The following is a 12270-nucleotide window of genomic DNA, read 5'->3' as shown; positions in this document are numbered from 1 at the left end:
CGGAATTCAGAAGTATTAGGTAGTTCAAGTTCAACGATTTATGTTAATTCTTGTGCTTAAGTGAGCACATATTATTAGTCCCAATCTGGTATGAGTTTACTTGCATTGCCATGTATTAAGTTTATTGAGTATGAATTCATCAATTTTTTGATGTAAAAGTATATTTTCATCTTTAATAGTATAAGTTCCAACAGTGTCTCCGATGTTGAATTGATGTGTACATCGATAACTCGGATCTGTTTCGCCGTGACCATCTAACATACAATCCCCCCAATATAAGTAATCGCTTCCAGCCTTATCATATGCCACCCAATGATATGGGCTTTGATCTTCAAATTTGATGTTTTCCATATCAGAATGTCTTAAATCTTCAATATTCAAAACATGTTTAATAATTTTATTGTTAGAAAGATTAACTTGAATATGGTGATAGATATTACCTGTTGAATGGCTAGGTGATGTTACTTTAAAAGAAGAAATATGTTTGTGTAGCTCTTTACCTTCAAAAAAAATTGAAGGTCCATAACCTGTATTTTTATCAAAGTTTGAATCGTTACTTGGTGCGGTAGATAGTGACGCTGGCGTTAAATATGCCTTCGGTAAACAGTATTTATCCCATTTTATTGTACTGGTACTCGGGCTGCATGCCGCGATTAATAATAGTGGAGTGAATATGATTAATTGATTCATTGGTTAGCTCCTTTATATCCAACAGCAGAATCACAGTCATGGCAGTAAAGTTCACCATACAATGTAAATTCCGCTTCATCAGGAACATTATTAAGCCAAGTACCACCATAAAAATGGTTAGGGATATTGAACAATTTAAATGCGATGTGATGGTAGTCAGCCATTTGCTTAAGGCTGAGCAAACCTTTTATTTCGCCAATATTGCCATTGTCATAGTCATGTGTAACGAAGGATATATGTTGATTTGCCACTTCGATACCGACGTCTTTAATTTTCGCTCTCATTTGTGAAAATGTACCCCGAAAGCCGCCACGTTCAAGTCCGGTTGCCAAATTAACTACAGTCGAACGAGCCATAAACTCCCAGTAAGCAAACCCTTTGTTATTCCAAAAATGAGTATCGCCGCTTTGAATAACATGTTTTAATTTTGTGGTATCGGTTACCCATAGAGCATATCCAATCCGAGCTACAGGATCTTTTTTGCTTAGTCGACTTCTCCAGAAAGCTTCTAAGTTGCCATTAAGCACATTTGTTCGTTCTTGAGCGGTAATCGCCAAATCGCCAGATGTCATATTTAATTCCTTTTAATTTATTCTATTTGAATCATTGCCTTACCATTTCTCATACTATAACTGATATTTACTTAACTGAATAATTATTAACTATATATATATGAAATATAATAGTTTATTGATATTTTGTTATTATAAATAACTAGTCTGTAGTAACCAGAATAGCTAGTTTGAGGGTAAAGTTTGTTCACCTCTTATTTCATCACTTCATCTGTAAACAAACTCTGCCAATCGTCATTCTGCTTAAACACAACCTGAAGCCCAACATGACTTTCATTCATGTTGAATAGCTGTAGAATCCGCGCCTTATTTTCTGTTTTAGTAGTTGCTTGTTTTTTATGATGATTGATCTGGCTTTGCTTCCTTTATATTTAACCACTGTGGTTGCGTTATTATTAATTCCTGGACCTGACATGCTGTTGATCGCCAGTTCCAGCTTGAGTTATGGCCGCAAAGTGGGGGTGTATGCCAGCTTTGGTAATGCCACCTCGGGACTTATTTTAACCTTACTTGCTGCAATGGGCGTGTCTGCATTAGTGGCGATGAATCCCATGGCATTAGAGGTATTGCGAGTATTAGGCGGTGCCTATTTACTTAAAATGGGTTGGGATTGTATGCGCAGTGGTGCGAGCGACGCTCCTGAGATTGCACAACAAAATAATTTAGCTAAATTACTCTATCGCCGTGCGGTAATGAGTAATTTACTGAACCCAAAAGCGTTGATCTTTTTTGTCCTATTTTTACCCCAATTTGTTTCTACTCAGCTAAATGCTAGTTCAGGTGAACAGATGCTGGCGCTAGGTTTGCTGCTGAATGTAATGGGATTGACGTTCAATTTGCTGTTGGTAGCATTAGTGGGCAGTTTGGGGAAACCTTTACTAAATAATGAAAAGTTTCGTACTTATCAAAACAAGTTTATGGGCGTGATATTTTTTGCATTAGCGATTTGGTTACTGGCATCGCAAGTTCAAAGTATTGCTTAACCTTTACGGTTAAAAGGCGTTAGTAAATAAAAAACCACGGTCATTAGCCGTGGTTTTTTGATCTTACTGCTGGTGGATAGGCATTGATGAGATGACTGGCCAGTGGCGACTTATCGCTATGCTTCACTTTTAGCGAGTTTAATCGCTGCTACTTCTTTTTCAACCGCAGCGACTACAGCATGAGGGCTGCTCAGATATTGTGAGTGGTCGATAAAAATGGCGTTATCATTAACTGTCATCACCAATACGGGAAAGCCGGTGGTTCCGATGATTTGTTGGATTTCTTCTATGCCTTCCAGTACGTATTCTGCGTCCATACTAAGCTCATCTTTAAACACTTTATTTGATGGCGACAGCTTAAATTTTTCGACGATGTCAGTGAAGTCGTGCTTATTGCTAAGCGGGTTGCCTTCAATAAAGTGCGCCCTTTGTAATGCATTGAGCACCTCTAATTGCTTGTCAGCTTGTTTGATCTCTAACCAGGCCATAAAGTTTGCGGTTTTGATTGAGCTTTTAGGGCTATTTGCGTAACGAATATGGTCGCGACCAAATTTTAGTCCACTTATTCTAGCGGCGGCTTGCATTTGCTCTTCGCCTGCACTGTCTTTGCCGATGTAATGCGCGCTATGCAGTAAGTGTACATTCATTTCTGGGTAGGCTTGCTGCAATGCATTCACCAACGGTGTGGTGGCATAGCTCCAAGGGCAATGTGAGTCGTAGATAAAATAAAGCTCAGTGGTCATTACGTTAATTCTTGTTTGCGATCAGATGTGCTGATCCTAAATAGTTTGTCAGCATTATACAATCATTGAATCTGTGTTGATTGAGTCGTAGTTGCCTGATGCGTTAAATAAACGATAGCTTTCAATACTGTGTAAAGAACGGCTACCGTATAACAGCAATTGCCTATAGGATAAACACTAATGACTAATATGTATGATATCGCTCAAGTTCAACAAGCGATTGAGCTTTTGAGTACATAAAATTTAACCGTGCAGATGTGGATTAAGCGCATGTGAATTAATGACAAGGAATTAGTTCAAGTGACTTTAGGGACAATAAATTACTATGATTAAATACTTCACTTTGATTGCTGCATTACTGGTTTCACCATCAAGTTATGCCGAAATGCCAAGCACTGTTAACACACAAGCTGATACTTTCACCTGGCCAGGCGGGAGCAAGTTAGCCGTTAGTCTGTCTTATGATGATGCGCTTAATAGCCAGTTAGATAATGTGATTCCTGCGCTGGATAAACATAATTTTAAGGCGTCTTTTTATATTGTTCCAAATTCACCGGTAATGAATGCAAGGCTAGATGAATGGCGAGCGGCTGCAAACCATGGCCATGAACTTGGTAATCACAGTGTTTACCATCCTTGCCGAGCCTCACTACCGAATAGAGATTGGGTAAATGCGCATAATGATCTTGATCATTACAGCGTGGCGCAGATGATTGAAGAACTTGAAGTCGCCAATACTTTTTTAAAAGCGATTGATGGCCAATCGGAACGGACTTATACGGTGCCTTGTGGTGATATGGTGATTGGCGCTGATGTGTTGAGTCGTCAACAATACCTGAGTCAGCTCAATACGTTATTTATTGCGGTGAAAGGACAAGGGAAAGATTCTCGATTTTCACTGATATTGTATCCCGAAGGCCAAAGTGGCAAGGAGCTTATCAATTATATTCGTAATATTCCTGCAGACACTTTACTGGTAAACATAATATTTCATGGGGTTGGAGGAGATTATTTATCGGTGTCATCTGAAGCGCACTCTGAGCTATTAACGTTCTTAGCCAGTAACCGGGATGCTTATTATGTTGATTCATATATCAACTTGATGAAATATGCCGACAGTAAGCTGTAAGTGTCCAATTAATCGGCTGCAAGGTGTTGAGTTTACTTGGCTCTACGATAAATTAAGTTATTCACGCTAACCCGTCGCTCCATTTTAAATGGGTTAATAATCTATCAAGTTGATCAATATCCTTATCAAGTCATGGAGCAGAATAATTGAGGCCAAGTAATAGCCTCAATTATTAGTAGATTTACTAAGGTGATGCATCAACCCACTAACGCTTGTGGATCAGGCGCGCGCATTCTATCCCACCACTCTTTGTCGGCAACAATTTGGCCTTGATCATCAATGGCTGGGTAGGGGATCTGTTTGCGGCGACACGCTTTGGCATAAACCGGATGACCTTGTTCAAACAACATCGTCTGGCAGTAGCTGTTATCAAGTCTTCGTTTGCCGTACATATTAGCCACTTCGCGCTGGCGCTGAGCTTCATACATCACTAGTGCTGCCGCAACCGACACGTTAAGCGATTGCACCATGCCACGCATGGGAATAATGATATGTTGGTCTGCTGCGGCAATGGCTTCTGCGCTGACGCCGTCGCGTTCATTACCCATTACGATGGCAGTGGGTTGAGTATAATCAATCTCACGAAAATCGACAGCAGAGTCAGAAAATGTAGTGGTTAATACCTGCATTTTCTGTTTTTTAAAAGCTTGGTGAGCTTCTTTAAACGTGTAATGTTTAACGGTATTAACCCATTGCTGGCTGCCAGAAGCGGTATTACCCGATACCCGCATATCATCATCGGGCCACACGGCATGAATTTGATGTATGCCCACACAGTCAGCAGAGCGAAGAACCGCAGCAATATTATTGGTCATATGCACTTTATCAAGGCAAACCGTTAAGTCGACTTGGCGGTTATCAAGCATTTGATTTATTCGGGCAAAACGTTCTGGACTCATGAGGTATTTCTACTTAATTTTATTCAACATATTTAAACATTAGCTTTCAACAGAAAGGGCGCTAAATGCGCCGGGAAGCGATTAATATTGATAGCAGGTGATTATTTCGAGTGGCATTATAGCGTTAAAATGCTAACGCTAAAACGTCATCGATCGCGACAAGATAAATATATAGGCTACTAACCTTTGAAGGTTAATTTCGCAGCCGTTTACCGCTTTGATTTACCGCATGGTTTATAGCTATAAATTATGGCTATAAATTATAGCTAGGCTACGGATTTACTTCAGCCCTCTTTTAAGAGGGCATGTGTATTTGATATTGTCAATATTACTACTTTTATAGCCATTGAAACGTGAACGTAAAGTGCTGCGGTAGGCCAACCCTTTTGCACTTAAACCCAATGCCGTTCGGATATTAATCGCTTACAGTGGTGGTTTACCAACATCTGTCGACACATCGATAGATCCCTCTGTTGATGCCGCATTGGCAATCATCACTTGGTTTTGCGATCGATTCACCAACACCACTAATAGCAACACCGGAAAGCCAATCAAACTCGCTGCAATAAAGAAATTGATGTAACCAAAAGCATCAACATACAAGCCCGAAAATCCTGCGATAAACTTAGGGAACAACAACATAATCGACGATAATAACGCATATTGTGTCGCGCTATATCCACTACTGGTTAAGCTGGACAAATAAGCGATAAACGCTGCGGTTGCGATACCAGCACTAAAATTATCTACCGATATGGCTAAGGTTAAAAATGGCACGTTGTAGCCAATATACGCTTGCCAAGCAAACAGCAGGTTAGTGACCGCGACTAACAAGGCACCCAAGAATAGAATCTTCATGGTGCCATACCGCATCAGCAACACACCACCAAAAGCGGCGCCGACTAAGGTCATGATCAAACCATAGACTTTACTGATAAAAGCGATTTCTTCTTTGCTAAACCCGATATCAACATAAAACACATTTGCCATAATACCCATGACAATGTCGGAAATGCGATAGCACGAGATTAACAACAAAATGAGAATAGCGCTTTTGCCATAACGCTTAAAAAAGTCAATAAAAGGCAATACACTTGCGCTGTATAACCAGGCTAATGCCCCTGCGACTTTAGCAGGGTATTTGGCAGCAAACTCGGCTCTTAATAGGCGTTCTTTATCGTCAGCCTGTTTGGTATCGACTTGCGGTTCTTTACTGCATAGCGTGGTAATAATACCAACACCCATTAACATCGCCATGGCAAAGTAGGCGGTCTGCCAAGCTTCTAAGTTGTAAGCATCATCGCCAGGAGACACCCAAGCTGCAATGGTTAATGCGCCTGCTGTGGCGATGATCATCGCACTGCGATAACCGACTTGGTACGCAGCAGCAAGCGCTGCTTGCATTTTTTCTGGGGCGGATTCAATCCGAAAAGCATCGATAACAATGTCTTGGGTGGCGGAGGCAAATGCCAAAAGTAGGGCGCATAAGGCCAAACGTTCAAGATTAACCACTGGATCGCTAACAGACATACCGAGTATGGCGCCGACTAAGCACAGTTGTGCGAACAGCATCCATCCGCGTCGTCGTCCTAAAAAGCGGGTAAAAAAGGGCAATGACATACGATCGACTAATGGTGACCACGCCCATTTAAATGCATACGTTAGTGCTATCCAGCTAAAATAACCAATCGCCGCTCTGTCGATGCCTGCTTCACGTAACCAAAAACTTAAGGTCGAAAAGACTAGCATTAATGGTAAGCCGGCAGAAAACCCCAGCAAGAGTAAAATAAATACTCGTTTGTGGTAGTAAACCGATAACGCTTCACGGGTACGAGACAAGAAAACCGACATAAGACAACTGGATAAAGGAGAATGGCTCTAGCTTATGTTGCAAGGGGTTTAGGTTCAAGCCATTCTAAAAGATTATTCAGTCAGTTTGAGGTTTAATTAGCATTCAGAGCAGATTTAAGATAATCGCCTTAAGGTCTGATACCAATACAACTTTGTGGCACATTGCCGCCAATATTAATGTAGTCGCAACATTCATGAACTTGCTGGCGTAAGTATTGATTGCCTTTAATTGCCCAACCAGACCAATGATCGAAGCAATACAATAAGTGCCAAAACACTTTCTCGGTATCGCTAGGTTGTTCGGCTAATTGGATGGGATTATTTGATATAAATTGCCACTCTTCCAGCACATCCCACATATAGAGCTGTATTTCTTGGTAATCTAATTGATTGTTTAAAAAAGCTTTACCGAAATAGGCTAGTTGTGGAGCTTTGGTTTCAATAAAATCATTAGCCGTCATCATAATTGCGTCCTTGAGTATTCGAAATGCGGTTGCGAACAATTGCGCAGCTAACTAGGTGAATGAGTCAAATAGAGTATAGACGTTAATTTGGCTGTCGATAGTCAAAAACGTAAAAAAGTGTCGATTTAGTCAATCGATAGTGCTACTTAGTTGATTTTGCAGCTAGTAAATATGTATAGGATAACAATGTAAGACGTCATCATATTGAGTGAGTTTGGACTTATTAATCGAGCTAAAATTGACTGAGATAAGACTGACCGAGATAAGATTGGCCAATATTACATTGCTGGAGACAACATAAATGCCGATGGCATGCATTAACATGACCATCGGTAGGTATAGGCGATTAGCGGGAGATTAGCGAGGCAGTAGAGTCGCTTTTTTCAACATGACAGTATTAACCGGAAAATCGGGCCAGTTTAGGGTGGTGTTATGTTCAGTTGGTACCAGTGAAATGGCTTCTAATACATCCATCCCCTGAGTCACTTCACCAAAAACGGTATAGCCCCAACGACGTTTAGAAGGGTCTAATTTTTTATTGTCACCTAGGTTGAAGTAAAACTGACGTGTTGCTGAATGGGGATCGTTATCTCGAGCCATGGCAATTGTGCCAAGGGAGTTTGATAAACCATTACCGGACTCATTTACAACAGGCTCTAGCGAAGGGCGTTCTTCTAATTTAGTGGTTAACCCACCACCTTGAACCACAAATTCGGCAATCACACGATGAAAAATAGTATTGTCATATTCGCCTTTAACCACATAGGTTAAAAAATTATCTACGGTAAGTGGTGCACGAGTGCGATCTAACTCAACCACTATTTTCCCCATAGAGGTGTCAAACTCTACTTGTGGATATAAAGTGTCTTTTTGAATGTCGACCGCAGCGCTGGAACTTAAACTGGTCAATAACAGTAGGCAAGTGGATAACCATTTCATCATAATGTGACGTCCTTTTTTATTGGCATCTCTCGATGCCAATACCTGATAAAGCGGGGAGATTAACGTTGAATAAATTGGTGTAACTCTTCATCGTTAAGAATTTCAGTGGTGAGCTTATCAACGAGTTTGGTGATATCTAATTCAAGAGTGGCAAAATCTGGGCTTAACGGGCCTTTTAAATAGCCGTTAGCGTTATAGGATTTGGTGAACTCTTGTTGTGAGTTTTTAGCCAGTACATTGATAACTAGACGTGTTTTTGATTCGTAACTGAACGTGGTGTCCGTGACGTCAGCTAACAAGTAATTTAGCTGAAACTGCACTGAATTGCGTGCGGCAGGGTCAATAACATAACCCGCTTTGTTCATACCATTACGGAACAGTGTATCTAACTGTTGGCGGATAGGCTCACTGGCGCTGACTAATCTTGGTGATTTGCCTTCTTCATTAAAACGCACCACAAAGCTTGCTTCGCGAGTATCGATTGTGTCGACCAGTACAGGGAAATCGACTTCAGTTTGTAACTGAATCGGACCCAGTGTGGGATTAAGACCAACATGAGTCGGCTCATAACTTGCGCAAGCCGATAACAATAATGTAGACAGTAAAATAGGGATCAATAACTTCATGAGACAACAATAACCAGCAAAAGGTAGATAAATGATACCAGAATTTGTCTGGGTTTCCAGTATCGCTAAGGTTATGTTGCTATAAAGATAACGAGAGTGATATGCATCACTCTGTGTGCAGGTGTTGTCACTCATCAATATGTGTTTTTAACGCCATTTTAGCTCCGATTAACGGCAACAATATTACTTGGTTGTTGACATTAATGGCTGATCAATTCAGGTTAGTGTTATGCAACTTAAGTTTGATAAACAACATGATGTAGGTAATGTAATGCAACATAAACAGCCGCAGTTGGCTCCTGACAAATTGATTAATGCCAATGGCCAGCCAGTATTTGGTATTTTTGATGGGATTGTTGATTCACTCAATGTTAATCAGTTTGCTTATTCGACGGTAATGGACAAACCTGCGTCGGCAATGGCTAAGCATTTTGATTTTAAGCAGTTCCAATTCGTTAGCATCATCACTCCTCATTATATTATCGCCCTGGCGATAGCCGATATTCGTTATGTCGCCAATGGTTTTTGCTACCTTTATGACATTAAAACCAACAAGTTGACCCAAACGCAATGGCTAACACCATTCGGATTTGGCTGCCAACTAAGTGACTCTCCTAAGCGTGGTCGCGCCGACATTGGCCGTAAACACAAAGGTATTGTTATCGATATTGTCGACGGACAATGGCAAGTCGAGATTAACCTTGCAGACATACAAGCCAATCTACGTATTCTGCCTGCACCGTTGAGTTTACCCATCAGTTTGTGTACTCCAACGGGTTATAACGGTTGGACCTATACACAAAAGCACAATGGCTTAGCCGTAACAGGGCAATTAACCATTCATCATGAACCGCAACCTTTACAATATGCGTTGGCGGGTTATGACTTTTCTGCCGGATTTATGCGCCGAGAAACCAGTTGGCGTTGGGCTTCAATTAATGCCCAAACTGACGATGGAGTTATTGGGCTGAATTTAGCTGCAGGCGTTAATGAAACCGGTCAGACAGAAAATGTGATGTGGATAAATGGCGAACGTCATCTATTAGGCGGCGCACAGTTTGATTTTAAACGGCACTCACAACAAGATGTGTGGCATATCACCACTAATGATGGCAATGTTGATTTGCATTTTAGACCATTGAATCAACGTAGCGAAAAGCTTAATTTAATTTGGTTAAAAAATAATTTTAGACAATATATTGGCTATTTTAGCGGTGTGATTTGCGACAACAATGGTAATCAATATAAATTAACCAATCAGTTAGGCTTAACTGAAGATCATTTTGCCAAATGGTGATGAATACCAACCGTGCCTTATAGGTGAGTAATTTTCAGCCTATGGTCTATTAAAAAAGAATTACTAAAAACGAATTATTAACAACTGATTATTAACGACAGATTATTAAAATGACCTATTAAAAGCGGTTTACTCAAATGGGTTTCGCCAAAAGAGCACTTTGATTAGGAACCAGAAATAGTGAACCACTAGTACAAACATTGACTCAATAATAATAAATAGAAATGGATAACATATGGACATGGATTTACTGATAGCTCACCCAGAGTGGTTATTACTGGTGTTAGCCCCGATTTTTTTCGGCTGCATTTTACTGGAATGGTGGTTTGGTGTTCGCGCCCAGCGATTACCGAGTAATGCTCAATATCGCCCTGCCGAAGTATTGTGTAATTTTGTATTAGCAGGCATGCATCAAGTGGCGGACATCATCGCTGGCTTATTGATTGCGAAGATATATTTACACTTTTTCGGTTGGCGCTTATTTGATATTGAAATGACATTATTCACTTTTGGTTTATTGCTCATTGCTCAAGACTTTTGTTATTACTGGTTCCATCGTGCTAGCCATCGTATTCGCTGGATGTGGGCTGCGCATGTGGTGCATCACAGCTCAGAAAACATGAACTTCAGCACCGCCTTTAGACAAAGCTTAATGTACCCGTTGGCAGGCATGTGGTTGTTTTGGTTACCGCTGGTGGTGATTGGCTTTGATCCTAACTGGGTGGTGTTTGCGGTGTTGCTCAACCTTGGATTGCAGTTCTTTGTTCACACCCAAGCGATTAAATCGTTAGGACCGTTAGAATTGATTTTCAATACACCGTCCCATCATCGTGTGCATCATGGACGTAACCCACAATATATCGACAAAAATTATGCCGGTGTGCTGATTATATGGGACAAAATGTTTGGTACGTTTGAGCCTGAAAATGAAACTGTGGTGTACGGTATTACCAAACCGGTAAACAGTTTTAATCCGTTAGTGGTAACGTTTAGTGAATGGCGCGACATGTGGGGTGATGTTACCCAAGCGCAATTATCTCTAAAACAACGTTTACGGATATTATTTGCACCGCCTTCAACACATCAACAGTCATCCACTAAAACCGATATTTGAGCCCGCTGTAAACAAGCTTCAGGCTAGTACTTATCCCACTTTACTTGCTTTAATAGAGTAAATAAGTGGGATGAGGTGGTCTTGATGTTTTAGCTGGTAACCTTTGCCTACCACAAACTCCAAACCTTCAACGCAGTTGTAGGGACTGTAAGGGTGTTCGTTAAACGCTTCGATACTGAGTCCTGCACTAATAAGTGCGCTAATGACTTCACTTATCGGGTGCGGCCAAGTGACCACCGTTTCAATTTGGTCGTTGTGGTTTTCGGTGTAGGTGACTTCATCTTCGATATCCGGTTGTGTCTGTGGAAAGTAGCCATAACCACACAGCACATCATTAAAAGGGTGGAACTCAACCAAATGAAATTCACCGCCTGGACGTAATGCTCCTGCAATGGTTTGCGCCCAGCGAGTTAAATCGGGTAACCAAGCTAACACCCCATAAGAGGTGAGTACGATGTCATATTGCTCTGTATTGTGATCACCAAATTGATAGATGTCATTGTTGATGAATGTTGCTGGTAAGTGTAATTGAGCAGCCAGCTTTTTTGCAGTTGCAATCGATTCGCTTGATAAATCTACGCCAGTGACATTGGCGCCAAGCCTTGCCCACGATAAGCTGTCTTGTCCAAAGTGACATTGTAGGTGCAACAGGCTTTTGTGGTGCACATAGCCGACTTGTTCAAGTTCAATGGGGTTTAATGATGACTTACCTTGGATAAATGCCTCTAAGTCATAAAATGTTGAGTCGAGGTGGATTTGGGTTCGCTCGTTCCATGCGTGTTTATTGATGGCTAAATAGTCCATGTTCAATGTCTTCTTATTGCTTTAATAGGGTAAATTATCGAAATGATTCAGTAATATTACTTGTTTTGAAGCTAAAACACGAATGGCTCAACAGGCGATATATTACTTTTTCTTAGCAAATAAAAAGGCTTGATAACTCAGTGTTATCAAGCCTTT

13 protein-coding genes are annotated in these 12270 nt (G+C 40.9%); 4 read left to right on the top strand and 9 right to left on the bottom strand.

Annotated elements, in window-relative coordinates:
• Window positions 1–96: 96 nt before the first annotated feature.
• Together EGC86_RS02080 and EGC86_RS02075 are read right to left on the bottom strand one after the other, a co-directional pair.
• A complete protein-coding gene (locus tag EGC86_RS02080) occupies window positions 97–690 on the bottom strand; it encodes a hypothetical protein (protein WP_123776477.1) in 594 nt (197 codons plus the stop codon).
• Window positions 687–1262 carry a hypothetical protein gene (locus tag EGC86_RS02075; RefSeq protein ID WP_245423085.1) on the bottom strand — a complete coding sequence of 192 codons (576 nt, stop codon included), beginning with the start codon at window positions 1260–1262 and terminating at the stop codon, window positions 687–689. Before EGC86_RS02075 ends, EGC86_RS02080 begins: the two co-directional genes overlap by 4 nt.
• Before the next feature lie 338 nt (window positions 1263–1600).
• Here EGC86_RS02075 and EGC86_RS02070 point away from each other — a divergent pair, with 338 nt between their 5' ends.
• Window positions 1601–2245: a LysE family translocator gene (locus EGC86_RS02070; protein ID WP_123776476.1), complete on the top strand. Its 645-nt coding sequence runs from the start codon at window positions 1601–1603 to the stop codon at window positions 2243–2245.
• Window positions 2246–2361: 116 nt separating this feature from the next.
• Here EGC86_RS02070 and EGC86_RS02065 read toward each other — a convergent pair whose 3' ends face one another.
• Window positions 2362–2988 carry a protein-disulfide isomerase gene (locus EGC86_RS02065; protein WP_123776475.1) on the bottom strand — a complete coding sequence of 209 codons (627 nt, stop codon included), beginning with the start codon at window positions 2986–2988 and terminating at the stop codon, window positions 2362–2364.
• Between the two features lie 325 nt (window positions 2989–3313).
• On the opposite strand from EGC86_RS02065, the gene EGC86_RS02060 reads away from it, so the two are divergent.
• Entirely contained in the window at window positions 3314–4117 is an 804-nt protein-coding gene (locus EGC86_RS02060) for a polysaccharide deacetylase family protein (RefSeq protein WP_123776474.1), read from the top strand.
• A 197-nt stretch (window positions 4118–4314) separates the two neighbouring features.
• Here EGC86_RS02060 and trmH read toward each other — a convergent pair whose 3' ends face one another.
• The 5 genes from trmH to EGC86_RS02035 form a co-directional block, all read right to left on the bottom strand.
• A complete protein-coding gene (gene trmH, locus EGC86_RS02055; RefSeq protein ID WP_123776473.1) occupies window positions 4315–5016 on the bottom strand; it encodes a tRNA (guanosine(18)-2'-O)-methyltransferase TrmH in 702 nt (233 codons plus the stop codon).
• A 423-nt stretch (window positions 5017–5439) separates the two neighbouring features.
• Window positions 5440–6867: an AmpG family muropeptide MFS transporter gene (locus EGC86_RS02050; RefSeq protein WP_123776472.1), complete on the bottom strand. Its 1428-nt coding sequence runs from the start codon at window positions 6865–6867 to the stop codon at window positions 5440–5442.
• 128 nt (window positions 6868–6995) lie between these two features.
• Window positions 6996–7328, bottom strand: coding sequence for a hypothetical protein (locus EGC86_RS02045; protein ID WP_165872343.1), 333 nt, complete (start codon window positions 7326–7328; stop codon window positions 6996–6998).
• Between the two features lie 360 nt (window positions 7329–7688).
• On the bottom strand, window positions 7689–8273 hold the full coding sequence (locus EGC86_RS02040) for a peptidylprolyl isomerase (protein WP_123776470.1): 585 nt from the start codon (window positions 8271–8273) through the stop codon (window positions 7689–7691).
• 59 nt (window positions 8274–8332) lie between these two features.
• Window positions 8333–8899 (bottom strand): YajG family lipoprotein, encoded by a 567-nt coding sequence (locus EGC86_RS02035; RefSeq protein ID WP_011638554.1) that lies wholly within the window; start codon window positions 8897–8899, stop codon window positions 8333–8335.
• Between the two features lie 229 nt (window positions 8900–9128).
• Here EGC86_RS02035 and EGC86_RS02030 point away from each other — a divergent pair, with 229 nt between their 5' ends.
• Window positions 9129–10196: a DUF2804 domain-containing protein gene (locus EGC86_RS02030; protein WP_123776469.1), complete on the top strand. Its 1068-nt coding sequence runs from the start codon at window positions 9129–9131 to the stop codon at window positions 10194–10196.
• Between the two features lie 235 nt (window positions 10197–10431).
• Window positions 10432–11310, top strand: coding sequence for a sterol desaturase family protein (locus EGC86_RS02025; protein ID WP_123776468.1), 879 nt, complete (start codon window positions 10432–10434; stop codon window positions 11308–11310).
• A gap of 30 nt (window positions 11311–11340) precedes the next feature.
• Here EGC86_RS02025 and EGC86_RS02020 read toward each other — a convergent pair whose 3' ends face one another.
• The gene (locus tag EGC86_RS02020; RefSeq protein WP_123776467.1) at window positions 11341–12114 is read right to left on the bottom strand and encodes a class I SAM-dependent methyltransferase; all 774 of its coding nucleotides are present in this window, start codon (window positions 12112–12114) and stop codon (window positions 11341–11343) included.
• Between the last annotated feature and the right edge of the window lie 156 nt (window positions 12115–12270).

The organism is Shewanella frigidimarina, assembly GCF_003797125.1.
Classification (GTDB): Bacteria; Pseudomonadota; Gammaproteobacteria; order Enterobacterales; family Shewanellaceae; genus Shewanella; species Shewanella frigidimarina.
This window is presented reverse-complemented; position numbering and strand designations above follow the sequence as displayed.